Source organism: Methylobacterium sp. Leaf456, assembly GCF_001425465.1.
GTDB lineage: Bacteria > Pseudomonadota > Alphaproteobacteria > Rhizobiales > Beijerinckiaceae > Methylobacterium.
Genome location: NZ_LMQV01000040.1, coordinates 247,541 through 273,622 on the forward strand (window position 1 = coordinate 247,541; position 26,082 = coordinate 273,622).

At 71.0% G+C, this 26,082-nt stretch carries 16 protein-coding genes; 11 read left to right on the forward strand and 5 right to left on the reverse strand.

Going from position 1 to position 26,082, the window contains the following annotated elements; all coding sequences use genetic code 11:
• The first annotated feature begins 171 nt into the window (after window positions 1-171).
• The 5 genes from ASG52_RS18325 to ASG52_RS18345 all read left to right on the forward strand — a co-directional run bounded on the left by ASG52_RS18325 (window position 172) and on the right by ASG52_RS18345 (window position 7,913).
• Window positions 172-837: a class I SAM-dependent methyltransferase gene (locus tag ASG52_RS18325; protein WP_056246435.1), complete on the forward strand. Its 666-nt coding sequence runs from the start codon at window positions 172-174 to the stop codon at window positions 835-837.
• A 420-nt stretch (window positions 838-1,257) separates the two neighbouring features.
• On the forward strand, window positions 1,258-3,096 hold the full coding sequence (locus ASG52_RS18330) for a glycoside hydrolase family 15 protein (protein WP_056246437.1): 1,839 nt from the start codon (window positions 1,258-1,260) through the stop codon (window positions 3,094-3,096).
• Window positions 3,097-3,207: 111 nt separating this feature from the next.
• Window positions 3,208-5,331 carry a protein-disulfide reductase DsbD family protein gene (locus ASG52_RS18335; protein WP_056246441.1) on the forward strand — a complete coding sequence of 708 codons (2,124 nt, stop codon included), beginning with the start codon at window positions 3,208-3,210 and terminating at the stop codon, window positions 5,329-5,331.
• 277 nt (window positions 5,332-5,608) lie between these two features.
• On the forward strand, window positions 5,609-6,220 hold the full coding sequence (locus ASG52_RS18340) for a DUF1989 domain-containing protein (RefSeq protein WP_056246443.1): 612 nt from the start codon (window positions 5,609-5,611) through the stop codon (window positions 6,218-6,220).
• 55 nt (window positions 6,221-6,275) lie between these two features.
• On the forward strand, window positions 6,276-7,913 hold the full coding sequence (locus tag ASG52_RS18345; RefSeq protein ID WP_056246446.1) for a DEAD/DEAH box helicase: 1,638 nt from the start codon (window positions 6,276-6,278) through the stop codon (window positions 7,911-7,913).
• Between the two features lie 3 nt (window positions 7,914-7,916).
• Here ASG52_RS18345 and ASG52_RS18350 read toward each other — a convergent pair whose 3' ends face one another.
• Window positions 7,917-8,780: an alpha/beta fold hydrolase gene (locus tag ASG52_RS18350; protein ID WP_056246448.1), complete on the reverse strand. Its 864-nt coding sequence runs from the start codon at window positions 8,778-8,780 to the stop codon at window positions 7,917-7,919.
• A gap of 106 nt (window positions 8,781-8,886) precedes the next feature.
• Here ASG52_RS18350 and ASG52_RS18355 point away from each other — a divergent pair, with 106 nt between their 5' ends.
• The 5 genes from ASG52_RS18355 to ASG52_RS18375 all read left to right on the forward strand — a co-directional run bounded on the left by ASG52_RS18355 (window position 8,887) and on the right by ASG52_RS18375 (window position 13,907).
• Entirely contained in the window at window positions 8,887-9,930 is a 1,044-nt protein-coding gene (locus tag ASG52_RS18355) for an iron ABC transporter substrate-binding protein (protein ID WP_056246452.1), read from the forward strand.
• Window positions 9,927-10,982 carry a FecCD family ABC transporter permease gene (locus ASG52_RS18360; RefSeq protein WP_056246454.1) on the forward strand — a complete coding sequence of 352 codons (1,056 nt, stop codon included), beginning with the start codon at window positions 9,927-9,929 and terminating at the stop codon, window positions 10,980-10,982. The genes ASG52_RS18355 and ASG52_RS18360 overlap by 4 nt, the downstream gene beginning before the upstream one ends.
• Window positions 10,982-11,752 carry an ABC transporter ATP-binding protein gene (locus ASG52_RS18365; RefSeq protein WP_502691084.1) on the forward strand — a complete coding sequence of 257 codons (771 nt, stop codon included), beginning with the start codon at window positions 10,982-10,984 and terminating at the stop codon, window positions 11,750-11,752. The genes ASG52_RS18360 and ASG52_RS18365 overlap by 1 nt, the downstream gene beginning before the upstream one ends.
• A gap of 353 nt (window positions 11,753-12,105) precedes the next feature.
• On the forward strand, window positions 12,106-12,441 hold the full coding sequence (locus ASG52_RS18370) for a hypothetical protein (protein ID WP_056246456.1): 336 nt from the start codon (window positions 12,106-12,108) through the stop codon (window positions 12,439-12,441).
• Window positions 12,438-13,907, forward strand: coding sequence for a methyl-accepting chemotaxis protein (locus ASG52_RS18375; protein WP_056246458.1), 1,470 nt, complete (start codon window positions 12,438-12,440; stop codon window positions 13,905-13,907). The genes ASG52_RS18370 and ASG52_RS18375 overlap by 4 nt, the downstream gene beginning before the upstream one ends.
• 130 nt (window positions 13,908-14,037) lie before the next feature.
• Here the strand turns inward: ASG52_RS18375 and ASG52_RS18380 are convergent, their stop codons facing one another.
• Window positions 14,038-15,042 carry a helix-turn-helix domain-containing protein gene (locus tag ASG52_RS18380; protein ID WP_082552636.1) on the reverse strand — a complete coding sequence of 335 codons (1,005 nt, stop codon included), beginning with the start codon at window positions 15,040-15,042 and terminating at the stop codon, window positions 14,038-14,040.
• Window positions 15,043-15,423: 381 nt separating this feature from the next.
• A complete protein-coding gene (locus ASG52_RS27380) occupies window positions 15,424-18,099 on the reverse strand; it encodes a calcium-binding protein (RefSeq protein WP_156384024.1) in 2,676 nt (891 codons plus the stop codon).
• Window positions 18,100-18,457: 358 nt separating this feature from the next.
• Here ASG52_RS27380 and ASG52_RS18395 point away from each other — a divergent pair, with 358 nt between their 5' ends.
• Window positions 18,458-21,988: an AsmA family protein gene (locus tag ASG52_RS18395; protein WP_056246467.1), complete on the forward strand. Its 3,531-nt coding sequence runs from the start codon at window positions 18,458-18,460 to the stop codon at window positions 21,986-21,988.
• A gap of 191 nt (window positions 21,989-22,179) precedes the next feature.
• On the opposite strand, the gene ASG52_RS18400 is transcribed toward ASG52_RS18395, so the two are convergent.
• Entirely contained in the window at window positions 22,180-23,067 is an 888-nt protein-coding gene (locus ASG52_RS18400) for a 3'-5' exonuclease (RefSeq protein ID WP_056246470.1), read from the reverse strand.
• 47 nt (window positions 23,068-23,114) lie between these two features.
• Window positions 23,115-26,063: a bifunctional [glutamine synthetase] adenylyltransferase/[glutamine synthetase]-adenylyl-L-tyrosine phosphorylase gene (locus ASG52_RS18405; RefSeq protein ID WP_056246473.1), complete on the reverse strand. Its 2,949-nt coding sequence runs from the start codon at window positions 26,061-26,063 to the stop codon at window positions 23,115-23,117.
• Window positions 26,064-26,082 lie beyond the last annotated feature (19 nt).

Genomic DNA, 26,082 nt, shown 5'->3' on the forward strand with positions numbered 1-26,082 from the left:
AAATACAACCGGCGCCGTCCGGAGCGAATACTGATCTCGCATCGTTGTGGATTGACGAGATCGTCGATCTGAAGCGCTTGCTGCAGCGCACCAGATGCGACTAGATTGGCACATATCCTGCAAATCCGATGTGCAATCGTCGAATTTTTTCCCGCCTAACGGAATCCCAGCATGTTGATGAGAGTCGAGCGTCCGTCGGCGAAAGAGGTCTACAGCAACAAATTCCGCGCCAAGCGGATGGAAATGCTGCTGGAGATGGTCGATGAGGTCCTGCAGAAGAAGGACATGTGCCGGATTCTCGATCTCGGTGGGCGGTCCGATTACTGGCTCGGCCTCGAACACATGTGGCGCAACCGCAAGATCTACGTCACGCTGGTCGATCTGGTGCCGACCCCGGTGGCTGATCCGCGCTTCCTCGTGATCCAGGGCAACGCCTGCGATCTGCCGATGTACGCCGACGGGGAATTCGATCTGGTATTTTCCAACTCCGTCATCGAGCATGTCGGAAGCTGGCAGAACAAGGTCCGCATGGCCAAGGAGGCGCGCCGCCTCGGCACCCGCTACTTCATCCAGACGCCGAACTACTGGTTCCCGGTCGAGCCGCATTTCCGGGCCCTGTTCTTCCACTGGCTGCCCCGGCCGTGGCAGCGGGCCCTGGTGATGCGACGCGACTTCGCCTTCCACACCCGCACCGACAGCATCGACGAGGCCGACCGCATCCTCAACGACGCGGCCCTGCTCGACCATTTTGAGATGAAGTCGCTTTTCCCGGACGGCAAGATCGTGCGCGAGCGCTTCCTCGGGCTGTTCACCAAGTCGCTGATCGCGATCAAATAGGGGCAAGGGAACAGACGCGGCATCGCTTGGATCGCCCTCCCTACCGCGTTCACAGAACCGTGAACGGACGCCCCGGAGCCGATCCCGATGCCGTGCCTCACTCGCCTCTGACCCTTCGCCCCCGCCGCCGGGCTGCTCCTGAGCGCCGGTGCGCTGGCCCAGGAGGGCAACGCCAATGCCGGCAGCGGGCTGTCGCCGGGGGCGAGCGCCACCGGCAACGACCGCTCGGCGGGCGTCAACGACGGCAATGACCGGCGGCCCGGCAGCGACGGCACTCGCCGCTCGCTGCGCCAGGGCGTCAACGGCGCCCGCCGCTTTGCACCGCATCGCCGCCGTCACCGCTGACCCCGCGCGGGTGTCGCAGGGGGCAACTTCGCCTCGATCCGGAGCGTTGCCGCGCGACGCAAACAGGACGAGGCCGTGACGGACAGACCCATCGCCGACTACGCCGTGATCGGCGATACCTGCACCACCGCCCTCATCGCTCGCGACGGTTCCCTCGACTGGCTGTGCTGGCCCCGCCACGACGGGCCGGCTTCGTTCCTGGCGCTGCTCGACCGCGAGAGAGGGGGCGCCTGCCGCCTTCTCCTCGATGGTGTGACCGGCAGCGAGCGCCGCTACCGCCCCGGCACCAACATCCTGGAAACCGTCCTCACCACCGAGACTGGCCGGGTGCGGCTGACCGACTTCATGCCACTCAGCCGTCGCGAGCCGGTGCCGGAGGAGGGGCCGGACGGCCGGGCCGAGGCGCGTGTGGTGCGCCGCCTCGCCTGTGTGGCCGGCACGGTCTCCGGCCGCTGGATCGTGCGGCCGACCTTCGACTATGCCCGCGCCGCCACCACGGCCGAAGCCGGGGCCGACGGCACGGTGCTGTTCCGCGGCGGCGGCGATGCCATGCAGGCCGCCTGCTCCAGCCCCCTCGACATCGGGGAGGGGCGTGCCGAGGCCGCGTTCCGGCTGGAGGCCGGGGAGGGGGCCGACCTCGTCCTCGCCCACGGGGCGGAGGGCGCGGTCGGGCTCGAACGGGCGGAGGCATGGTTCCGGGCAACAGAGGATTATTGGCAGGAATGGTCCGGCCGCTGCACCTATCGCGGTCCCTACCGCGAGACGGTCCTGCGCAGCGCACTCACCCTCAAACTGCTGACCCACGCGCCGTCGGGCGGCATCGTCGCCGCCGCGACCATGGGCCTGCCCGAGGCGGTGCCGGGCAACCGCAACTACGATTACCGCTATGTCTGGATGCGGGACGCGAGCTTCACCGTTACCGCGTTCGTCAACCTCGGCTACGACCGCGAGGCCGCCGAGTTCCTGCGCTTCCTGCGCACCGCCGACCCGAGCCGCGGCCGCCATCTCCAACTGATGTACGCCCTCGAAGGGCCGGTGCCGGACGAGACCATCCTCGATCATCTGCGCGGCTGGCGCGGAACCGAGCCGGTGCGGCTCGGCAACGCGGCGAGCGACCAGCGCCAGTTCGACATCTACGGCGAGTTCCTGGTGGCGCTGCACCACTATCTGGAGGCGGTCGATTTCGACCCGCCGGTGAAGGTCAACGACCACCTGCCCGAGGCCCTGGCGCATCTGACCGGCCACATCATCGACCGCCGCCGCGAGCCCGACCACGGCATCTGGGAACTGCGCGGGGACATGCGCCAGATCCTGCACACCAAGGCGATGCTCTGGGTCGGGCTCGATTGCGCGGTGCAGATCGCCCGTTCCGATCCCCGGCACCGTCTCGCCGCGCCCGAAAGGATCGCCGAGTGGGAGCGGGTGGCGGGGGAGATCCGTGCCGAGTACCACGCCGAGGGCTGGAACGAGGCGGTCGGCGCCTACACCATGGATTACGGTTCGCCCGATCTCGACGCCGCCGTGTTGCGCGCGGTGCTGTTTCGGGCCTTCGACGGGCGCTCGCCCCGCGTCGCCGCCACCCTGGAGCGGATCGAGGACGCGCTGGGGGCAGGCGACCTGCTCTATCGCTACCGCCTCGACGACGGCCTGGAGGGCGAGGAGGCGACCTTCACGGCCTGCGCCTTCTGGCGCGTCGGCTGCCTCGCACTGGCCGACCGGGGAGAGGAGGCGACCGCCCTGTTCGAGCGCCTCATTACCCGCGGCAACGATCTCGGCCTGTTCGCGGAAGAGATCGACGCCGAGACGGGTGAGCAGCGGGGCAACGTCCCGCAGGGCTTCACCCACATGGCGCTCATCAACCACGCGGTGCGCTTGGCGCAGATGGACGGACGCTCGCCCGCGGACGCCGAATAGCGAAAAAACCGCTTCGCGGGGTCGCGGGGCGGGCCGGCTCCCGTTGGCCCGACGGCTCTGCTAAACTTCGGTGGACCGGCCAAGGCGCCGGGGCTTTTTTTGACAGGACCCATGCTCCGCATCCTCCTTCTGGTCCTGTTCCTCGCCGCCCCCGACTTCGCGGCGGCGCAGCTGAGCAAGACTGCGAAGAATCTGGCGCCGAAGGATCTGGTGCGCGCCCGCCTCGTGTCGGAGGCCGCCACCCTCGCCCCCGGCCGAACGGTGACGCTCGGCCTGCACATGGCGATGAAGCCCGGCTGGCACGTCTACTGGCGCAATCCGGGCGATTCCGGCCTGCCGCCGGAGATGGCGTGGCGCCTGCCCGAGGGCTTTTCCGTCGGCCCGACGCAATGGCCGGCGCCGGAGCGCATCCCGGTCCAGACCCTGATGAATTTCGGCTACGAGGGCGAGGTCACCTTGCTGGTGCCGCTGCGCGTGCCCGAGACGCTGCCGGCCGGCGGCAGCGTGCCCCTGTCCGGCACCCTGTCCTACCTTGTCTGCGAGGAAATCTGCATCCCGGGCTCGGCCGAACTCGCCCTCGATCTAGCCGTCGGCACCGATGCTCAGCCCGATCCGGCGCAGGCCCACCTGTTCACGGAGGCCCGCGCGGCCTTACCCGAGCCGGCACCGTTCCCGGTCCGCGCGACCCGCGAGGGCGAGGACTTTTCAATCCAGCTCGACCGGCCGAACGGTGCTCCCGCGATCACGAGCGCGGCCTTCTTTCCCTATTCCGAAAACGCCCTCGACAACGCCGCCGAGCAGACCCTTGCGGGGGAGGGCGGGGCGCAGCGCCTCGTCCTGAAGCCCGGCGACGGCAAGGTCGCGCCGGAGGCGCTCGGGGGCGTCCTCACCTTCGACGAGGCCGGCACCCGCAAGGCCTACGCGATCGGCCCCGAGCCCGAAGCCGCCCCGGCCGCGACCGCCGCGGAACCGGCGCCGGCCCCCGCTCCGGTCGCGGAGTCCGAAAACCTGACGCTGTGGAGCGCCGCCGGCCTCGCGCTGCTCGGCGGGCTCGTGCTCAACCTGATGCCCTGCGTCTTCCCCGTGCTGTCGATCAAGGTGCTCAGCCTCGTGAAGCAGGCGGGCGAAGAGCGGGCGCGGGTGCGCCTGCACGGGCTGGCCTACACCGCGGGCGTACTGGCGAGTTTTTTGGGATTGGCCGGGCTGCTGATCGCACTCAAGGCGGGCGGCGCCGGAATCGGCTGGGGGTTCCAGCTTCAGTCGCCCGTGGTCGTGGCACTGCTGGCCTATGGCCTGTTCGCCGTGGGCCTGAGCCTGTCGGGGGTGGTGCATGTCGGAGGGCGGCTCGCCGGGATCGGCGACGGGCTGACCCGGCGGGCGGGCTATCAAGGCTCGTTCTTCACCGGCGTGCTGGCGACGCTGGTGGCCACGCCCTGCACGGCGCCGTTCATGGGCGCGGCGGTGGGGTTCGCACTGACGCAAGGCGCGGGCGTCGGGCTCCTGATCTTCGCCTGCCTCGGCCTCGGCCTCGCCCTGCCGTTCCTGGCCCTCACCGCGTTTCCCGGCAGCTTAAGCCTGCTGCCGCGGCCCGGCGCCTGGATGGAGACGGTGAAGGGCGCGCTCGCCTTCCCGGTCTACGCCACCGCCGCGTGGCTCGTTTGGGTGCTGGCCCAGCAGGTCGGGCCGGACGGGCTGCTCGGCGCGCTCGGCGGCCTCGTGCTCGTGGGTTTCGCCGCCTGGGCCTGGGAGCGGGCCCGCGCCGCGGGTCGGTTCGGCACCGGGTTCGGGCGCGCCACGGCGGCGCTCGCCCTCGTCGGGGCGCTCGCGCTCGCCGCCGCCCTCGACGGCCAGCGAGCCGGCGCCGCGGGGGTGCGGCTCGCCGGCATCGAGGAGCCCTTTACGCAGGCCCGCCTCGACGCGCTGCGGGCGGAGGGGCGCACGGTGTTCGTCGACATGACGGCGGCGTGGTGCATCACCTGTCAGGTCAACGAGCGCACGGTTCTCTCGCGCGAGGCGGTGCAGGCGGCGTTCCGGGCCGGCTCGGTCGCCTATCTCAAGGGCGACTGGACCAACCAGAACCCGGAAATCACGCGGCTTCTGGAAAGCCACGGCCGCTCCGGCGTGCCGCTCTATCTCGTCTACCGGGGCAAGGGCGACGCGCGGGTGCTGCCGCAGATCCTGACCGAGGCGGTCGTGCTCGACGGCATCGGCGGGGGCAAGCTCGCGGCGCGCTGATCGAGCATCCGCACGGCCGGGATCGGCGGCCATCACGATGGACGCCCCGAGCGGCAGTCCGCGCCATGGGATCTCGACATGCCGCGAGGTCGGAGCGGGCGCGGGCACGGCGGCAAAGAATCCTGCGAGCACCGCGCTCCGGTGCGGCACGTTCCGGGCCGGGAAACTTTGCGGGTCCGGCGGTCTTTCCCTGCCGCGGCAAAGAACGCCGCGGGCCGACGGGAGACGCCCCTCGTGCCGACGCCCTTCACCCGCCTGGACGGACGAGTGCGCTGAGATGTGTGGACATGGCGGGCACGCCCCCGAAAAAATCGAACCGCGCTCCGGCGTCGCCTTCACCCTGAAGCGCGGCCAGCGGCTCACCGTGATCGACCCGGAGGGCGAGCAGGTCGCCGACCTCGTGGCCTTCGTGCGCGACGACATCGACGAGGTGATCTCGTCGGGCCGCACCATCGACTACGCCTCGCGCCTGTTCCTCACCACGGGTGACCCGATCTACTCCAACCGCTCGAACGTGCTGCTCGACATCGTCGAGGATACGGTCGGGCGCCACGACTTCCTGCTCACGCCCTGCTCGGCCGACACCTTCCGCCTCATCTACGGCGACGCGCACCCCCATCGCGGCTGCTTCGGCAACCTCGCGGCGGCGCTCGAACCCTACGGCATCGGGCCGGACCGCATCCCGGTCGCCTTCAACGTGTTCATGCATGTCGCCATCGACGGCACCACGGGCGAAATCGCGGTGAAGCCGCCGTTGAGCCGGGCGGGCGACCGCGTGGTGTTCGAGGCGAAGGCGGACCTGATCATCGGGCTCACGGCTTGCTCGGCGCTGCAATCGAACAACTTTTCCTTCAAGCCGATCCACTACGAGATCGCCGGCCCGGCGTAGGAGGCTCGCGTTTCTCCTCTGTTCCCCACGCCCCGGCTTGGCTAAACGGCGCGCCATGCTGCGCCTCCGCGAGTATCAGCGCGCCGCCCTCGACGCGCTCCACCGGCACTGGGACGCGGACGGCGGGCCCGGCCTCGTCGTGCTGCCCACGGGGGCCGGCAAGGCGCTCGTCATCGCCGCCCTCGTGCGCGAATGGCTGGAGCGGGCGCCTCAGGCTCGCATCTGCGTGCTCGCCCATGTCCGCGAACTCGTGGCGCAGAACCACGCCGAGTTGCTGGCCTACTGGCCCGAGGCGCCGGCCGGCATTTTTTCGGCCGGGCTCAGGCGGCGCGAGAGCGGGGCGCCGGTCACCTTCGCCTCGATCCAGTCGGTGCGCGACCGCGCGGCGCTGTTCGAGGGGACCGATCTCGTCGTCATCGACGAGGCGCATCTGGTGCCACGCTCGGCCGAGACCGGCTACGGCCGCTTCCTCGCCGGGCTTCGCGCACAGAATCCCGATCTCAAGGTCGCGGGCTTCACCGCGACGCCCTACCGTCTCGATTCCGGCCGCCTCGACGAGGGCGAGGGCCGGGTGTTCGAGCGCATCGTCCACGATTCCGCCGTCGGCGACCTGATCGGGCAGGGCTACCTCGCGCCGCTGATCTGCAAGGCCACCGCGCTCACCCTCGACGTGTCGGGCGTGGGCCAGCGCGGCGGCGACTACATCCCCTCGGCGCTGGAGGCCGCGGTCAACCGCGAGTGGATCACCCGCGCCGCGGTCGAGGAGATGGCGGCCTACGGGCGCGAGCGCCGGGCCTGGCTCGCCTTCTGCGCCGGGGTCGATCACGCGGGCGCCGTGCGCGACGCGGTGCGGGGCCAAGGGTTTTCCTGCGAGACCGTCACGGCCGAGATGGGCAAGCGCGAGCGCGACAGGGTCGTGCGCGACTTTCGGGCAGGCAAAATCCGCTGCCTCACCTCGGTCGGAGTGCTCTCGACCGGCTTCAACGTGCCGGAGGTCGACCTGATCGCGCTCTTGCGCCCGACGCAATCCGCGGGGCTCTACGTGCAGCAGGTCGGTCGCGCGCTCCGCCGCGCGCCGGGGAAGTCCGACGGGCTCGTGCTCGACTATGCCGGCCTCGTGCGGATGCACGGCCCGGTCGATGCCGTGACCGCCCGCAGCGTCGCGCTCGGGCCCGCTCTGGGAGGCGCTGCGCGAGCCAAGCCCTGCCCCGGTTGCGGTGCCCTGATCGCGCTCAACGCCAGCACCTGTGAGGCCTGCTGGGTCGAGCCGGAGGCCGAGGATGCCGAGGCGCCCCACGCGGCAACCGCCGAGGATGCGCTGCCGATCCTGTCCGAGACGGTCGCCGGCTGGCGTTCGGTGTCGGCCTGGAGCCTCGCGCGCAGTCCCGGCGGCCACGGGCCCGACCGGCTGGAGGCGGTTCTGCGCTGGCCCGGCGGCGGCTGCCGCGTCGAGATCGGCCTGGAGCAGTCGGGCCATGCCCGCGAGCGCGCGGTGGCGTGGTGGCGCGCCTGCGGCGGGGCCGAGCCGGTGCCGCTCACCGTCGCGGAGGCCCTGGAGCGGCAGGACGAGATGGAACGCCCCGATTCCGTACGGATCGAGGCCGCGGGCCGGCTGTCGGAGAGCGTGGAGCTGCGGTTTTCGGACGGGCGCAGGTTTCGCGACGTGCGACGGTGGGGCGGATTGGCGGCGTAGGCGTCACGCCCGCAAGAACTCGATCAACGCCGCGTTCACTTCGTCCGCCGCCTCGTGCTGCACCCAGTGGGTCGCGTCCGGAATCCACTGCACCCGGCCTCGCTCGCACAGCGCGAGGCTCGCCTCGGCCAGCCCCGGCTGGAGCGCCGGATCGCGCCGGCCCCACAGGATCAGGGTCGGCGCCGCGATCCGCGGCGGATTTTGCTCCCGCGGTAGGCGGGCGAGCGCCCGGTACCAATCGAGCATCGCCGTCACCGCGCCGGGGCGGCGCCAGTCCTCGGCGTAACGGTCGAGATCGGCATCGGAAAAGGTGCCGGTCCGGGCGGAACGGCGCAGCATCTCGCGCAATCCAAGAAAATCGCGGGCGGTGAGCAGGCGCTCGGGCAGCAGCGGCAACTGGAACAGGCCGGCATAGGCACTGCGCAGCACCTGTCCCGGATGGCGCCGGAGATAGGGCCCGAACACCCCCGGATGGAAGCCGTTGAGCACCGCCAGCCGCTCGACGCGCTCGGGAAAAAAGCTCGCGGTCCAGAACGCGACCAGGGCGCCCCAGTCGTGCCCGACGAGTCGAAACCGCGTGAAGCCGCAGGCGTCGGCCAGCGCGATCACGTCCGCGGCGAGCCGGTCGAGATGGTAGGCCTCGATGCCCCGCGGTCGATCGCTGAGGCCGTAGCCGCGCTGGTCCGGCACGACGAGGCGCAGGCCGCTTGCCGCCAGCGGGCCGATCTGTCGGCGCCAGCCGCGCCAGGATTCGGGAAAGCCGTGCAGCAGGATCGTCGGCGGCCCGCCCATTGGGCCGGCCTCGGCGACGTGGAGGCGCAAACCCCCGAGCGAGACGTGGCGATGGCGGAGATCGGGGTCGGGCATCGGCGTCCATGGGAAGGGCTCATGCGGCGAACGCCGCAGGGCCGGCGGGGTTCGGGCGGGCGCCGGACGCAGCTATAGAGGGCCTGAGATCACGAGGCTCCCATCGATGCCCCTGCTGCGCTGCCTGCTCACGCTCGCCTGCCTGACCGTGGGCCTCGGTTCGGCGCAAAGCCGCACCGTCACCGACGCCGCCGGGCGCCGGGTCGAGGTGCCGGACCGGATCGAGCGGGTGCTCGCCGCCGGCCCGCCCGCGGCGGTGCTGCTCTACACGCTGGCGCCCAAGACGATGATCGGCTGGCCCCGCGCCCCGCGCCCGGAGGAGAGCGCCTTCCTCACGCCCGAAGCCTCCGTTCTGCCCTCCACCGGGCGGCTGACCGGGCGGGGCGGGACCGCGAACGTCGAGGCGGTGCTGGCGTTGAAGCCCGACCTCATCGTGGATGTCGGCAGCACCGGCGCGACCTACGCCTCGCTCGCCGACCGGGTGCAGGCGCAGACCGGCATCCCCTACATCCTCCTCGACGGCAGTTTTTCGAAGACGGCCGAGACGTTTCGCACGCTCGGGGCCCTGATCGGCGCGCAAGCCGAGGGCGAGGCGCTGGCCGCCGAGTCCGAAAGAATCCTGAAGGCGGTGGCCGAGGCCGTCGCCACGGTGCCGGTGGAGCAGCGCCCGCGGGTCTATTACGGCCGCGGCCCCCGCGGACTGGAGACGGGGCTCGCCGGCTCGATCAACACCGAGATCATCGAGGCGGCGGGCGGGCGCAACGTCGCCACCGCGGAAGGGATGGGCGGGCTCGCCGGCATCTCCCCCGAACAGGTGCTCGCCTGGAATCCGGACGTGATCCTTCTCCTCGATCCGGCCTTCGCCGCGAGCCTGCCGACCGACCCGCTCTGGAGCGGGCTCAAGGCGGTGCGCGAGAAGAGAGTCTACGCCGCGCCGGTGCTGCCCTTCGGCTGGGTCGATGCCCCGCCCGGAATCAACCGCCTGATCGGTCTGCGCTGGCTCGCCGGCCTGTTCTTCCCGGACAAGTTCACCGAGCCGTTGCCGGAGGCCGTGCGCGGCTTCTACCGGCGGTTCTACCATGTCGAGCCGAGTTCGGCGCAGATCGAGGCGCTGCTGTCCGCCACCGCGCCGCTGGCGAAGCCGCGATGAGCGAGGCCGTCGTCACCCTCCCGGCCCGGCGACGCCTGACGACAGCGGGCCTCGCCGCCCTGCCGGTGCTGGCGCTGCTCCTGCTGGTGCTCGTCTCCCTCGGCACCGGCCGCTATCCCGTGCCGCTCGCCGACGTGTTCTCGCTGCTGCTGGCGAAGGCCCTCGGCCTGACGTCCGCGGTCGATCCGACCGCGCAGATCGTCGTCTTGCAGGTGCGCCTGCCGCGGGTGCTCGGCGCGCTCGTCGTCGGGGCCGGGTTGGCGGCGGCGGGGGCGACCTATCAGGGGCTGTTTCGCAATCCTCTGGTCTCGCCGGACATTCTGGGGGTGTCCGCGGGGGCGAGCCTCGGGGCGGTGCTCGGCATCGTGCTGACGCTGCCGGCCGCCGCCATCCAGGGGCTCGCCTTCGCGGGGGGGCTCGGGGCGGTGGCCATCGTCTACGGCGTCGGGATCGCGGTGCGGCGGCGCGGGGCGTCCGATCCGGTGCTGACGCTCGTGCTGGCGGGCGTCGCCGTCGGCGCGCTGCTGGGCGCGGGCATCGCGCTGCTCAAGGTGCTGGCCGACCCCTACAACCAGCTGCCCGCCATCACATTCTGGCTGCTCGGGAGCCTCGCCTCGGTCAACCGCGGCGATCTCGGCGCGATCCTGCCCGCCATGCTGATCGGCCTGATCCCGCTGGTGCTGCTGCGCTGGCGCGTCAACCTGATGAGTCTGGGCGACGAGGAGGCCCGCGCGCTCGGCGTCGAGACACGGGTGATCCGTCCGGTGCTGGTGGCGGCCGCGACCCTGGTGACGGCGGCGGCCGTCTCGGTGACCGGAGTCATCGGCTGGGTCGGGCTGATCGTGCCGCATGTGGCCCGCCTGCTGGTCGGCCCCGATTTCCGCCGCCTGCTGCCGGCCTCGCTGCTGCTCGGCGCGGGCTACCTCACCGCGGTCGATCTGCTGGCCCGCACGGTCGCCACCATCGAGGTGCCGCTCGGCATCCTCACGGCACTGGTCGGCGCGCCGCTCTTCCTGTGGCTGCTGGCCACCGCCAAGCGCGGCTGGGCCTGATGCTCGAACTGGAAAACCTCGCCTTCGGTTACGGCGCCAAAACCGTCGGTTCGGGTGTGAGCCTGACGCTGTCCCCCGGCGAGACCCTGTGCCTGCTCGGGCCGAACGGCGGCGGCAAGACCACCCTGTTCAAGACGATGCTCGGCCTGCTGCCGCCGCTCAGTGGGCGGATCCTGCTGGACGGCGCCGACCTCGCCGCGCTGCCTCGACGGGAAATCGCCAAAAAAGTCGCCTACGTGCCGCAGGCGCATGCGGCGTTCTTCCCGTTCCGGGTGCGGGAGGTGGTGGTGATGGGCCGCGCGAGCCGGCTTTCCGCCTTCGCCAGCCCCGGCCCGGCCGACCACGCGGCGGCGGAGCGGGCGCTCACGATGCTCGGCATCGGGCATCTCTCGGAGCGGGTCTATACCGAGATCAGCGGCGGCGAGCGCCAGCTCGCCCTGATCGCCCGCGCGCTCGCCGGAGAGCCGCGCCTCCTCGTGATGGACGAGCCGACCGCGAGCCTCGATTTCGGCAATCAGGCCCGCGTGCTGGGGCAGGTGCGGCGGCTGTCGGAGCACGGCATCGCCGTGGTGCTCTCGACCCACGATCCCGGCCACGCCTTCCTCTGCGCCGATCGGGTGGCGCTGCTCCACGGCGGGCGCCTCGCGGGACTCGGGGCCCCGGTCGAGACGGTGACGCCGGAGACGCTGCGGTTGCTCTACGGCGTGGAGGTCGCGGTGGTGCCGCTGCCGCAGACGGGGCGGGCGGTGTGCGCGCCGGTGCTGCCGTGATCGACCTCGACTCCCATCCTTTCCTTCTGCTCGAGGCTTCTCTTGTTGAGCCCCCGAATGAGGATGAGGCCCGGAAAGATCGGATCGTCGATCCGGCCGCCTCCGAAGAACGATTTCGAATAGGCTCGGTCGGATTCTCGCAGCGGAGCAAGGCGTTCCGCCGCCGGCACCGTAGAACCGAGATCCGGAAGACACCTTTGCGGTGCCCGGCGGAACGCCTCGAACCGCAGCCGAGGAATTTCCGGCAGCGAACACGGCAGTAACGATCGCTTAAGAAGCCGCGCGAATAAACCGTCATAGATTGTGTTTCCGGCGGAACCTTTGCCGGACTGCCCATGACAGGAGCCGGGGCCGTGCCCGCACCCGTCGCACATCCCGAGCCCACGACCTGGCGACTACCGGGCGCGCTGCTCGCCGCGAGCCTGACGGCGTCCGTCTGGCTCGGCCTGCCCTCGGCGAAGGCGGGCGAGCCGGTGGCGGCGATCTTTCCGCCCTGGTGGAGTTCGGCCGAGCGGGTGGCCGCTGCCGTCGCGGCCGGCGGGGCCGTGCTCCGGGCCGGTCCGGGCCTCGTCATCGCGCAATCCTCCGCGCCGGGCTTCGAGGCTCGCCTGCACGCGGCGGGCGCGTGGCTCCTGTTCGATCCGAGAGGCCTCGGCCTCTGCACCCCCGCCGGAACGCGCCGACCATGACGACAGCCTCGCGCGATCTCGACAGCCTGCGCCGCGCGGCGAGCCGCGGGCTGATCGCCCTGATCTGGCTCCACGTGCCGCTGATCGCCGGCATAGCCCTGTGGCGCGGCGGCCCGGCCCTGACGGAGGGGCTGATGGCGCTCGGCCTCGCCGCGGCGGCGACCGCGATGTGGCGGATGCGCGGCGAAGTGCTCGCCACCCGCCTGACGGTCGCGGTCGCGCTCGTCGGCATGGTCGCCCTGCTGCTCCAGGCGATGGCCGGCCATCCCTGGCAGCTCGACCTCCACATGTACTTCTTCGCTATGCTCGCGGTGCTGTCGGTCTATTGCGACTGGCGCGTGCTCATCGCCGCCGCCGGGGCCACAGCCCTGCACCACCTGACGCTGAACCTGCTGCTGCCGGCCGCGGTCTATCCCGAGGGGGCCGATCTCGGCCGCGTGGTGCTGCATGCCGTCATCGTCGTCCTGGAGACGGCCGTTCTGGCATGGCTCGCCGCGCAACTCGTCGGGCTGTTCGCCCTCTCGGCCCGCTCGATCGCGGAAGCCCAGGCCGCGCGCAACGCCGAGACCGAGGCCCATGCCCGCGAGATCGCCGGTGAGTCGGAAGCCCGCACCGCCCGCCGCCGCACCGCCGACGACCTCGCCGAGCGGTTCGAGGGCAGCATCGATCATCTCGTCCGGCAGGCCGCCGAGACCGCCGCGCGGGTGCGCCACTCCTCGCAGGATCTCTCGAACGCGGCGAGCGACACGGCGCAGCGCACGGCGGCCCTATCGGCCGCCTCGCAGGAGACTGCCGACGACGTGCGCAGCGTCGCCGCCGCCGCGGGCACGCTCTCGGCCTCGGTGCGGGCGATCGGCGCCCACATGGCGCAGACGGCCGATGTCGCGGGCCGGGCGACCGGCGAGGCGGGCCAGACCGACGAGACCGTGCGCTCGCTGGCGGATGCCGCGCAGCGCATCGAGCAGATCGTCACCCTGATCGGCACCATCGCCGAGCAGACCAACCTCCTGGCGCTGAACGCCACCATCGAGGCCTCCCGCGCAGGCGCGGCGGGCCGGGGCTTCGCCGTGGTGGCGGGCGAGGTGAAGGCGCTCGCCGGCAAGACCGCGCGGGCCACGCAGGACATCGAGGCGCAGATCCGCGCGATCCAGGGCCAGACCGATCAGGCGGTGGCGGCGATCGCCCGGATCGGCGGCACCATCGGCGAACTCGACGCCATCACCCGCTCCGTCGCCGACGCGGTCGAGGGGCAGGGCGCGGCCACCCGCGCCATCGCCGAGAACGCCGAGCGTGCGGCGCGCCGCAGCGGCGAGGTGTTTTCCACCCTCGACGGCCTGACCCGCTCCGCCGACCTCACCGGCACCGCCGCGGCCTCCGGCCTCGACGCCTCCTCGCGGCTGGCGGGCGAGTGCGAGACGCTGGCCGACACGGTGCGCCGCTTCGTTGCGACCCTTCGGGCGGCGTGAGCGTCACGGATCGAGGGCTTGCGCCGGGGTGCTCGACGCAACCTTTGTGAGTTGAGGCTGTCGTCTCACGGCGTCGATCGACCGAGCCGCCCGGTGAAGGGATCACCGTGAAGGGATCACCGTGAAGGGATCACCTTTCGCGCAGCCACTTCCAGACGTGCTGCACCGTCCCCCGACCGCTGATCCGCTGGACCATCCGACGCTCGCCGCGCCAGGCCTGGGGCGGGACGCCGTAGCGGTTGCGGAAGCTACGACTGAGCTGCGACAGACTGCTGAAGCCGAACACGTCGGCCAGCCGGCCGAGGGTGCGGGTCTCCATCGGATCGGCGAGGGCGTCGCGCACCGCTCCCAGCCGTTCGCCCTGCACGAAGTGCATCACGCCCCCCTCCGGTTCGAACAGCCGATAGAGGGTGGCCCGCGAAACCTGCATCTCCCCGGCGATGAACGCGGGCGTGAGATCGGGCCGCGCGAGGTTCGCTCGAACGATCATCCGGGCCAGCGCCATCTGGCCGCCGTCGAGTTCGCGGCCGTCCAGCACGTCCGCGGCGCGCGAGCCGTCGAGCAGGCGGTGCAGGAAGGCGACGAAATCGTCGGCGAGCGCCGGAGCCTGGTCGGCGCGGGTGGTCGGCAATCGGCGGTAGATGTCGAGGATGCGGGCCGCCAGCAGCCGGTTACGGGCCGCATCGAAGAGCAGGCCGTGCTTCTCGACCGGAATCCCGTGGAAGCGCTCGCAGGGCACGGCGATGCCGATCGCGTCGGCTCGGTCGAGCCGGGCATCGAGCAGATGCCGGCGGCCGATGAGGGTCACGGTGCCGCGCGAGGCCGAGAGCGGTGTGTCGGCGACGGTCCCCTGGAAGCGGCCAGAGCGGTAGAGTTGGACGATGTAATGGTCGGGACCGGCCTCGACGCGCTTGCGGTCACGCCGGAGCCGCTGGGTCGAGAGCTGCGTGCGGTGGGTGACGAGGTCGCCGATCTGGTAGGCGATGTTGGAACCGAACGGCAGCGGAGCGGACGGCGTCGTCGGACCGACCTCGTACATCGGCGCCAGGAGGGTGCGCCATCGCTCGAAAGCCTCGTCGGGCGGCAAACCCGATGTCGTGAGGAAGAAGTGCGGCAGGCCCTCTTCGGCCGACATGAAGTCTACACCCCGCAGACCGACGCGTCCGTTAGCGGAGCCGTCCGGTACTGAATTCCTAGGCGGTCCGCCGCGGGCCGAGCAAGCTGTTCGACCCTGCGCGGTTTCGACGTCGCAAACACGATTTCGAGATACCCCCGGGCCTGCCGAGATCGCCTTGGCATCGGCGGCAACCCGATGCCTTCGACAAGCCCCTTTGGGCAAGCAGCGTCGGCACAAGCCGGCGCCGAAACGCTCTTTCAAGCGAACGCGATCCGACGATGCCGACCGTTACATGCGCGAAGACCCTGCCGCCGACACATCACGGAGGCAGACGACAGTCCGGATAGGTGAGGCGCCTCGGCCGAACCGAAATCGTTCGGCCGAGGCGTTTCGCGGGGCTTACGCCACGAGGAAGTCGGCGTGGGTCAGCGCCACGTTCGTGTCGATGACCGCGAACTGCACCGCCGCCTTCGATCCGCTGCCGTCGGCGTCGTAGGACAGGGCGCCCGTGGTCTTGTTGTAGAGGATGCGGTCGTCTCCATCGACCTTGGCGCCCGCCACGCTCAGTTCCTTGAACGCGCCTTCCGCAAGCGTCCCGGCCGAGAGGGCGGTGACGATGCTCTTCGAGAGCTGGATCGTGTCGTCCGCGGCCGAGAAGTCGGTGATGCGGTCGACGTTGCCCGCGCCGAGCGCCGTCGAGAACACGAAGGTGTCCTTGCCGGCCAAACCCGTGAGCGTGTCGTTGCCGAGCCCGCCGTTTAGCACGTTGGCGCCGGTATTGCCCTTCATGTTGTTGGCGATGGAGTTGCCGGTGCCGTTGAGGTTGCCCGTCCCGATGAACACCATGTTCTCCAGTTCGGAGCCGCCGAGCGAGAACGAGACGGAGGCGTAGACCGTGTCGATGCCGGCGGCGCCACTGGTCTCGACCGCTCGGTCGCCGACGTTGTCGACGGTGTAGGTGTCCGAACCCGCTCCGCCGATCATCCGGTCGGCGCCGCCCATCCCGTTGAGGATGTTGTTGCCGCCGTTGCCGACGATGACGTTGGCGATGGAGTTGCCGGTGCCGTTGATATGGCCGGTACCGGTCAGCGTCAGGTTCTCCAGTTCGGAGCCGGCGAGCGAGAAGGAGACCGAGGCGTAGACGTGGTCCACACCGGCCGCGCCGTTGGTCTCGACGGCTTTGTCGCGGACGTTGTCGACGGTGTAGGTGTCCGAACCCTCCCCACCGATCATCCTGTCGGCCCCGGCGCCGCCGTTGAGGACGTTGGCTGCGCCGTTGCCCACGAGCGTGTTGGCCAGCGCGTTGCCGGTGCCGTTGATGGCGGCGGTGCCGGTGAGCGTCAGATTCTCGACATTGGCCGCCAGCGTGGAACTGATGGAGGAACGGACGGTGTCGCTGCCGGCATTGGCCGCCTCGACGACGACGTCCCCGACATTGTCGACGACGTAGGTGTCGTTGCCGGCGCCGCCCTCCATCCGGTCCGCGCCCCGACGGCCGTCGATGGTGTCGTCGCCGACCAAGCCGAAGATCGCGTTGCTCCGTTCGTCGCCCGTGAGCCGGTCGCCGAACGCGCTGCCTTCGAGGTTCTCGATGTTCAGGAGGCGGTCCGTCTCCGCCGGGACCTTCGTGATGATGGGATCGGGAGTGATGATGACGCCGCCCTCGGAGACGAAAGGGTCCGGCTGGAACACGATCGTCTTCTCGGCGACGACCACCTGCCAGTCCTGCTCATCGAGGGAGACCGTCACGCCTTCCTTCGCCGACCGGTAGCTCGCGATGTCGATGCCCGCGCCGCCGTCCATGCGGTCGTCGCCGACGCCGCCGTCGAGCCAATCGTTGCCGGTGCCGCCGATCAGGATGTCGTCGCCGCCGTTGCCGTGAAGGCTATCGTCGCCGTCGCCTTCTTCCGAATAGATGATCCCCCCGCCGCCGCCCCGGAGCGTGTCGCCGCCCCTGCCGCCGAAGAGGGTGTCGTTGCCCTTCAGGCCCTCCAGCGTGTGAGGGACGAGGTGCTCCACCCCCCATTTGTCGGTGACCACGTCGAGGGTCGAATCGACCCGGACGTCCATGTCGTTGTCGTTCGTACCCTTCTTGTGCTGACCTTGCGTCAGGGCCATCAGAGCTGCGGCAGCTTTTTCGAGTTTTTCAATGCCTCTTTCGTTTCTGAAGTAACTGGTAAATGTATTGTCTTCTTTTTCATCAAATTTGATCATGATGTCTGGTTGGCTTATCCCGGCCGCACGGTCCGCGTACAATTGCTTGACAGCTGCATAATCGGTTATCTGCCTTATCTGCTGCTCGGTTGTGCTGGTATTGTTTGAAAAGAGGAGCATTGAGGCGGCGACCGCCTTCTGATGTCCGACGGAACCCTTATCTCCCACAAATACACTCGACTGTTCAATGTATCCGGAATTTGCCTTATACTCAATTGTGATATATACCTGCTTGTTAGCATTTATATCAATACGAACCTCCGCCGGCATATTATCGTGGGCGGACTCTTCGAACTTCCCGATTCCCGTGACGAGTGCTCCAATTGCATCTTGCAAGGTCTCTTTGTATTGTTCGCTGGACGTTGCTCCATCGCCGATCTCACGGATGACGGCGATTCGCGTGGTGATGGCGGAGAGTAGGGCCGGGATGGCAATGGCGGCGTCGGAATCCTCTCCCCTGAGATAGTCTTTCGCCCTCGTGATCGCAGAAGTCGAGAGTCGTTCTGCCTCGAACAGGTATTTGCCGGCCAGCTCGGCGTTGCTTGTTGTCAGGTACTGGAGGACGTAGGACTTGGCATCGCTTACGTCGGATTTGATGTTGGACAGAATGTTGCGATGGATCGTTTCCCGAACGCCATCGACGGCCGCAAGAACCTTTTCATTCAGCGCTATGATCTGGTCGAGCTTCTGACTCATGTCATCCAGGCGTTCCACGGTCGGATCCGTATCCGCGCCACCGAAGAGCGCCGTCAGTTCTTTAGGCAGCTCGACGCCGGGAATCATCGAGATCAAGTTGAGGGCGAGATTCGTCACCTCAACGGCAGCAGTGAAATAATCGAGTTTCAGTCCTGACTTGGCCATTATGCTCTTGCCCCCATCTTTGAAAGTTAAGACGGGACTAGCTCAGTTTGCGAGCGGCGCATACGGAGGGAGGCTACCGGTTCGCACGAATCCCTTGACGCTGCGTCTCACCGCACCACTCGGGGGTTCATCGCCCACTTCCATCCGTCTCGGGATCGATGGGTGCACGTGCCGACGGCGGCTCGGCGCTTGGCGGAAGGGGGCCGGTCGGAAGGGCTCATAATCGGCTTCGAGGATCGTCCCGCGCATGGCCGTCAAGCTTGAGATGCGATCCCGGCGCCGCCTGTGCTATGGCCGCCGGAGGGGTTGCATCGTCGCCGAGCGGCGATGCCCGTGAGGCGAGGCGAAAGCGAATTCGGTGCGTGACCTCCTGACCGCGCTCGCGGGCGTCGTCGTGCTGATCCTCGTGGCGGCGCTCGTCGTGCCGCCCTTCATCGACTGGTCGGGTCAGCGCGCGCTGATCGACCGGGCGATCACGCAATCCCTCGGCACTCCGGCCCGCAGCGAGGGCGCGGTCGATCTGCGCCTCCTGCCCTCGCCGCACCTGCGCCTCGACCGGCTGATCCTCGGCGCGGAGGACGGGCCGGCGCTCGACGCCCACGGGGTCGATGCCGAAATCGCGCTGTCGCCGCTGCTCAAGGGCGAGGTGCGCTTCACCGCCACCCTGATCGAGCGCGCCCGCGTCACCCTGCCGGTGGCGCAGGACGTGCTGCTGCTGCCACGCTCCGGTGAGGCGCCGCGCCGCGACGTGGTGATCGAGGCGCTCACCGTGCGCCGCCTCTCCGTCGCGACCATCCACGACGGCGCGGCGCCGAGCGAGATTTTTTCGGCCGACGACGTGCGGCTGAAAGCGCCTGCGTTGGCCGGGCCGTGGCTCGCGGAAGGGATGGTGGCGGGCAGCCCGTTCCATCTGGCCACCGGCACCGTGAGCGCTGACGGCGCGCTCGCCCTCAAGCTCACCGGCGGCGGCGACGCGCTGCCGCGACTGGAGGCCGACGCCCGCCTCGCGTTCAAGCCGGAATCCATCGAGTCCCGCCGCGGCCTCGTGCCGGAGGCGGAAGGCTCGGCCCGGCTCACCGTCGGCCCGCCGGTCCAGGCTGCGGGCGATTACCTGCCGCTGACGCTCGCGGCCAAGTTCGAGGCCCGCGGCACGAGCGTGACCGCGAAGACCGTCGAACTCGAACTCGATCCCGGCGGCAAGGCGGTGCGCCTCTCGGGCACCGGCCGGATCGACCTGCGCACGCCCCGCGCCGGGCTGGAACTCCGCACCCGCCGGCTCGACCTCGACGGGCTGCTGCTGACGCCGGGGGGACGCGCACTGATATCGCGCGGGACGGGGAGCCTCGCGCCCTCGCTGCCGATGATGCTCGACCTCGACCTTCGGGCCGAGAGCGTGGCGCTCGGCCTCGACGACTGGTCGGACGTGGCCTTCCGCGGCACCTTCGACCGCTCCGGCGGGCTGGTGCTGCGCCGCTTTTCCGGCACCGCGCCGGGGGCCGCGACCGTCGCGGCGACCGGCGAGATCGACCTCTCGACCGCCGCCCGCTTCAATGGGCACATCGACATCGCGGCGCGCAACTCCGAGGGGCTCGGGCGCTATCTCGGGCGGCTCGGCGCCGAGGAGGCGGTCGCCGCCTTGCTCGACGGGCGCACGCTCGATCTCGGCGCCGACGTATCCTCCACCGCCGCCGACCTGTCGCTGCGCAACCTGCGCCTCGGGCTCGGGTCGCTGAAGGTCACCGGCAACGCCGCCTACACCCGCCCGCAGGCCGACCGCCGCGGGCGGCTTGAGGCGCAGATCGCGGCAAGCGGCATCGACATCGCCGAACTGCCCCCGGCGAGCCGCCTGATGGAGGGGCTCGACCGGCACGATCTCGGCCTGACGCTGAGCGCGCGCGACGTGCGCTACGGCGCCTCGTCCGGGACCGGGGGCACCATCACGGTGCGGCTGCAATCCGACGGGGCGAGCCTCGTCGTCGACAGCCTCGACATCGAGAACCTCGCCGGCGCCAGCGCGCGGCTCGCCGGACGGATCGCCCCGGATGGATCGGGCCGGATCGAGGGCCGGGTCTCGGCCCCGCGGGCCGCTCCGCTGCTGGCGCTGCTGGAACGGGGCTACCTCGCGGAGGCGCGCCTCATGCCGCCCGCCTTCCGCGAGGCCGGCCTCGACCTCGCCCTGACCCTGGAGCGCGAATCCGGCGAGGCCGACGCGCTGCGGGCCCAGGCCCGCGGCAAGGCCGGCGGCGGCGACATCGCGCTGTCCGCGCTCACCCGCGCCGGTCGGATCGACCGCCTGGACGCCACGCTCGACACCCCGCGCGCCGGCCTGTGGTTCGGCCGCGACGACATCGCGGCTTTCCGCCAGCCTGCCCGCCTACGCCTGACCGGCACGCGCTCCGCGGAGGCCTGGGCGACCGAGCGCGGCGCGCCGCCGCTTGCCGTCACGGTGGACGGCACGTTTCCGGGCTTCAGCCTCGCCACGCGCAAGCCGATCCTGCTCGATGCCGCCGACCGTCCGCCGCTCGGCGGCGAGATCGGCATCGAGGGCGCCGACCTCGGCCCCGTCCTCGCGCTCGCCGGCACGCCCGTCTCCGCCCCGTTGCCGGCGGCGCTGACGCTCACGATGTCCCGCCGCGGTGAGGCCCCGCATCTCGACCTGACGGGTCGGGCCGCCGGCACCGACCTCAGTGCGGGGCTCGACCGCGGCCCGGACGGCGCGTGGTCGGGCACCGCCACCCTCGGGCAACTCGCCCTGCCGACGATGATCGCGGCTTCGATCCTTCCGACGGATGCTCGCGGCACTCGTTTCGCCCCGGCGCCGAACCTGCCGCTCGCAGGCCTCGATCTCCGGGTCGGGCGGCTCGATCTCGGCCGCGGGTTCGTGGCCGAGGTCGCGACCTTCCGGCTCCAGCGCGAGGGCGACGCCCTGAAGGTTGCCGACCTTACGGCCGGCCTCGGCGGCGGGCGGATCGGCGCCAGCCTGACGCTGACGCGACCGGACGGGGGGGCCGCCGTCGCGGGCGAGGCGCGGCTTCAGGACGTGAGCCTGACCCGCTTGCTCGACGGCGGACGCGTCGCCGCCACGATCTCGGGGGCTCTGCGCTTCAGCGCCTCGGGCGCGAACCCGGCCGCGCTCGCCGACGACCTGTCGGGCAACGGCGACATTCGGCTGTCCGACATCCGCCTGCCCGAGGCCGACCCCGCCGCCCTCGACCGGGCGCTCGCTCGCGCGCTCGCCGAGGACGATCCCCTGCGCGACGGGCGTCCCCAGGCGCTGGTGACGGAAGAGTTCGCCGCCGCCCCGCTCATCGCCAAGGGGCCGGTGAGCGCCGCGGTGACGCTGGTCGGCGGCGTGCTGCGCTCCGCCCCGCTCACCCTCGATCTCGGCCCCGGCCGCTGGACCGGCACGGTCGCGGTCGATCTACGCCAGGGGAGCCTCGATGCTCGCGGCACGCTCACCGGTACGACCGCGCCCAAGGGCTGGTCCGGCGCGCCGCCCGCCGTGCAGTTGGGCTTCGCCGGCCCGCTCGCTGCGCCTGAGCGCCGGGTCGATGCCGCGCCGCTGACGACCGGGCTCGCCGCCCTGGTGCTGCAACGGGAACTCGAAAAGATCGAGCTGTTCGACGCCGACGGGGCCGAGCGCCAGCGCCGCCGCGCCCGCATCGAGATGGATCGCAGCCGCGCCGCCGCGGAAGAGGCCGCGCGACAAGCCCGGATCAAGGCGCAACAGGCCGCCGAGGAGGCGGCTCGTCGGCAGCGCGAGGCGGAAGAGGCGGCCCGCCGCCAACGCGACGCGGAGGACGCCGCCCGCCGTACCAGGCAGGAGGCGGAGCCGACGCCGGATGCGCCTGCGCCGCTGGACATCACGCCGCCGGGCGTGCGGCCGTGATTTTGGGACCGGGGCGCACGCCTCCACGGCACCCTTCGTCCCATCCCCCCCTCATCCTGGGGTGCCCGCTTCAGCGGGCCTCGAAGGAGGGTTCCAGGGATCGCTGAGCGAGCTGGAGCCCTCCTTCGAGGCTGCGCTTCGCTCCGCACCTCAGGATGAGGGGGCTGGGTAGGAGAGCCGGGGGCGTTACCTCACGCCGCCGCCACACCCTTCACCCGCACCGGCCCGACCGTGGCGTCGCCGATGCGCAGGCGCAGGCGTTCCACGTCTTCGGGGTTGTTCGAGGTCAGGTCGGTGATGTCGCCGTCGATCAGCGCGTCGACGTGGCGGCAGCGGCGGCGGTGGGTGCCGGCGGGGCAGGAGCAGCGCAGGTAGGGGCCGTTCGCGCTCTCCTCCAGCACGACGACGTAGCGGTTGCCGGTGCTGCCGCGCAGCGAGAAACGCAGCTCCGACGGGGCGGCGGCGACGCCCGCCACGCGGAGCGCTTGGACCGAGGTCGAACGCACGAGGTCGCGGCGCGGGGCGTTCACCGCGCGGATCGGCGTCAGCCCGAGGCCGCGGACGAGGTCGGGCACGTCGCGGGCGCCGGTCTCGCGCACGGCGGCGAGCGCGATCTCGGCGCAGGCATAGGCGTCCTCGCCCGCATCGTGGTGCTCGAAGCGGATGCCGAGGCGGGCGGCCACCTTCGACAGGCCGCAGCCCGCCGGATCGGGGAAGATGCGCCGGGCGATCTGAAGGGTGCAATGGCCCGTCAGCGTCGGCACCGGCTCGTTCCAGGCACCGAGCGAGGCAGCGAGCACCCCCATGTCAAACCCGGCATTGTGGGCGAGCACGATGCCACCCGCGAGATCGGGCAGGAACGGCGCCATCGCCTCGGGGAAGGTCGGGGCATCGCGCACGTCGGCGGGCAGGATGCCGTGGATGCGGATGTTGCCCGGCGAGAACCGCATCTGCGGCGGCCGGATCAGCCGCGATTCGCGCCGCACGACGCGACCATTCTCGATCCAAGCGAGACCAACCGCGCAGGCGCTGTCGCGCCGCTCGTTGGCGGTCTCGAAATCGATCGCGACGACGCTCATCGGGGCAGATTAGGGGGCGGGGTGGGGCGCCCGCAAGGCGACATCCTTCACCCCGCCTTGCCCAATCTCTTGTCGAAGATCGCCCGGACCGCGCGCCGCTCGGCCTCCAACTCGGCGGCGAGCGCCTTGGCGTCGGGGAGGTTAGCCGCGCGGGCGAGCCGCGCCATCGCGACCTGCGAGGCCTCGGTCGGGTCGCCTTCGACCATCAGGCGCTGCCACTGATGCACGTCGTCGAGGAGGCGGTAGGCGTCGCTCAGGCGCTCCGCCTCGCCGCCGTCGAGGAGGCCGACCTCCGCCGCCCGGACGAACAGGGCGGGGGCGTCGAGGCCGATGAGATCGGGGTGCGCGTGCACGTGGGCGAGCACCAGGGCTTGGCCCAGAAAGTCGAGATCGAGCAGGCCGCCGGGGCTGAGCTTCAGGTCGAGCGGGCCGTGGTCGCCCTTCTCGTGCGCGACGGTGGCGCGCATGTCGCGCACCGAACGGTAGACCAATTTGGCCTCGCGGGGGCGACGCAGGGCCTCGCCGATCACGTCTGAGACTTCCGCGGCGAGGCTCGCATCGCCCGCGATGATGCGGGCGCGGGTCAGCGCCATGTGCTCCCACAACTCCGCCTCCTCGCTCTGGTAGCTGCGGAAGCTGCGGAACTGCGTCGCCGTCGCGCCCTGGCCGCCGCCGGGGCGCAGGCGCAGGTCCACCTCGTAGAGCAGGCCCCGCCGGGTCGGGGCCGTGAGCGCGGCGACGAGGCGCTGCGTCAGCCGGTTGTAGGCCACCGCCGCATCGAGCCGCTTCGGGCCGGCGCTGGTGCGGTCCTCGGGGTCGAAATCGTAGAGCACGACGAGGTCGAGATCGGATTCGGCGGTGAGTTGCCGCGTGCCGAGGCGGCCGTAGCCGATGACGACGAGGCGCCCGCCCGGCACCGCCCCGTGCTCGGCGAAGAATTTTTCGCAGACGGCTTCGAGCGCGGTCGTCACCGCCGCGTCGGCGATGGCGGAAAAGGCCTCGCCCGCGCCTCTGGGCGTGAGGATGCCCGACAGCAGCCGCGCGCCCGCGACGAAGCGCAGTTGGCGGGCGGCGTCGCGGCTGCGATCGAGAAAAATCTCGTGCTCGGCGGGCTTTCCGAGGAGCGCGCGGTAATGGGCGGCGATCCCCTCGGGGTCGATGACCGGGTCGCCGAAATCCGGGTCGATCACCGCGTCGAGGACGTGCGGACTGAAGGCGACGGTGCCGGCGAGCCGCGGCGCGCTGCCCAGGAGGTCGGCGAACAGCAGGCGCAGGCGCTCGTGCTCGCGCAGGATGGTCAGCAACTCGACGGCAGCCGGCATCCGGCCGAAGGCGCGGTCGAGATTGCCCAAGGCCGCATCGGGATCGGGCGTGCCGGCGAGCGCCTTGAGGAGGGCGGGCACGAGTTCGGTCAGCACCTCGCGGGCGCGGGGGGAGCGCACGGCGGCGCGGCGGCCGAAATGCCAGCCGCGCACGGTCTCGGCCACGGTCTCGGGCTCGCGGAAGCCGAGGCTGCGGAGCGTCGCGAGCGTCGCCGGATCGTCGGCGGCGCCACTGAAGACGAGGTCGCCGACCTCGGAGGAGAGATCGGGCCCGGCTTCGAACAGCAGGGCGTAATGCGCCTGCACCCGCCTCGCGTGGTGGAGGAGCGCCGCCTCGAAGGCCGGTCGGTCGGCAAAGCCGGCGAAGCGGGCGAAGGCGTCGAGTTCGGCTCCGTCGGTCGGCAGGCGCTGGGTCTGCTCGTCGCGCACCATCTGCAGGCGATGCTCGATGGTGCGCAGGAAGGCGTAAGCTTGCGCGAGCTCGTCGCGCGCGCTTTCTGCAATCCAGCCGTCCTCGTGGAGGCGCGCCAGCATCGGCACGGTCGAGCGACCGCGTAAGGTGGGTCGCCTCCCGCCGAAGACGAGTTGCTGGGTCTGGACGAAGAACTCGATCTCGCGGATGCCGCCGCGTCCGAGCTTGATGTCATGGCCGGCGACCGCGAGCGCCTCGTGGCCGCGCACGGCGTGGATCTGGCGCTTCATCGCGTGCACGTCGGCGATGGCCGCGAAATCGAAATACTTGCGCCAGACGAAGGGCGTCAGCTCGGCCAGGAATCGTTCGCCCGCCGGGATGTCGCCGGCGATCGGCCGGGCCTTGATGAAGGCGGCGCGCTCCCAGTTCTGCCCGGTCGTCTCGTAGTAGACGTAGGCCGAGGCGAGGCTCATTGCGGTCGGCGTCGAGCCGGGATCGGGCCGCAGGCGGTAATCGACCCGGTGGACGTAGCCGTCGCGGGTGCGCTCCTGCAGCAGCTTGGAGGCGCCCTGCGCGAGGCGGGTGAAGAACGGCGTCGGTTCCAGGCCCTCTTTCAGCGGCGCGGTCTCGGGATCGAAGAAGACGATCAGGTCGATGTCGCTGGAATAATTCAGCTCGCGCCCGCCGAGTTTTCCCAGCCCCAGCACCACGAGGCCGGAGCCGGCTTGCGGGTTTTCGGGGTCGGGCGGGAGGAAGCGGCCGGATGCCGCCGCTTGGAGCAACAGCGCGTCGAAAGCCGCGGAGACGGACGCGTCGGCGAAATCTGAGAGCGCCGCCGTCACCCGCTCCAGCGGCCAGACGCCGCCGATATCGGCGAGCGCGACGAGCAGCGCGTGCTCGGCGCGGTTGCGGCGCAACGTCTTGCCGAGCGCGTCGAGATCGGGGGCGGCGCGCCCGGCCGCGCGCTGGTCTGCGAGGATGCGGGCATCCGACGCCTCGGGCGATTCGTGGAAGAGCCGCGCGAGGCGGTCGGGCTCGCGGGCCGCGAGCGACCACAGGAAGGGCGAGTGGTCGGCGAGCGCCAGGAGCAGGCCGCGGGCCGGCCCCTCGCGCAACACGGTCGGCAGCGCCTCGGCGATCTCGGCGAAACGTTCTTCGGCGCGGGGCCCGTCCGAGAGCGGCGGAGCCGGGCCGAGCCGTCCGGCGAGGGGCCCGTCGCTGCCGCCGGCTTGAGCATCCTGCCCGTTCGTTCGCCTGTTCATGCCGGTCCGCAGCGTTCGC

Excerpts from the sequence above, each read along its gene's own strand:
- ASG52_RS18325 (WP_056246435.1), top strand. The coding sequence starts at position 172 with ATGTTGATGAGAGTCGAGCGTCCGTCGGCGAAAGAGGTCTACAGCAAC.
- ASG52_RS18335 (WP_056246441.1), top strand. The coding sequence starts at position 3,208 with ATGCTCCGCATCCTCCTTCTGGTCCTGTTCCTCGCCGCCCCCGACTTC.
- ASG52_RS18340 (WP_056246443.1), top strand. The coding sequence starts at position 5,609 with ATGTGTGGACATGGCGGGCACGCCCCCGAAAAAATCGAACCGCGCTCC.
- ASG52_RS18345 (WP_056246446.1), top strand. The coding sequence starts at position 6,276 with ATGCTGCGCCTCCGCGAGTATCAGCGCGCCGCCCTCGACGCGCTCCAC.
- ASG52_RS18350 (WP_056246448.1), bottom strand. The coding sequence starts at position 8,780 with ATGCCCGACCCCGATCTCCGCCATCGCCACGTCTCGCTCGGGGGTTTG.
- ASG52_RS18355 (WP_056246452.1), top strand. The coding sequence starts at position 8,887 with ATGCCCCTGCTGCGCTGCCTGCTCACGCTCGCCTGCCTGACCGTGGGC.
- ASG52_RS18360 (WP_056246454.1), top strand. The coding sequence starts at position 9,927 with ATGAGCGAGGCCGTCGTCACCCTCCCGGCCCGGCGACGCCTGACGACA.
- ASG52_RS18365 (WP_502691084.1), top strand. The coding sequence starts at position 10,982 with ATGCTCGAACTGGAAAACCTCGCCTTCGGTTACGGCGCCAAAACCGTC.
- ASG52_RS18375 (WP_056246458.1), top strand. The coding sequence starts at position 12,438 with ATGACGACAGCCTCGCGCGATCTCGACAGCCTGCGCCGCGCGGCGAGC.
- ASG52_RS18380 (WP_082552636.1), bottom strand. The coding sequence starts at position 15,042 with ATGTCGGCCGAAGAGGGCCTGCCGCACTTCTTCCTCACGACATCGGGT.
- ASG52_RS27380 (WP_156384024.1), bottom strand. The coding sequence starts at position 18,099 with ATGGCCAAGTCAGGACTGAAACTCGATTATTTCACTGCTGCCGTTGAG.
- ASG52_RS18400 (WP_056246470.1), bottom strand. The coding sequence starts at position 23,067 with ATGAGCGTCGTCGCGATCGATTTCGAGACCGCCAACGAGCGGCGCGAC.
- ASG52_RS18405 (WP_056246473.1), bottom strand. The coding sequence starts at position 26,063 with ATGAACAGGCGAACGAACGGGCAGGATGCTCAAGCCGGCGGCAGCGAC.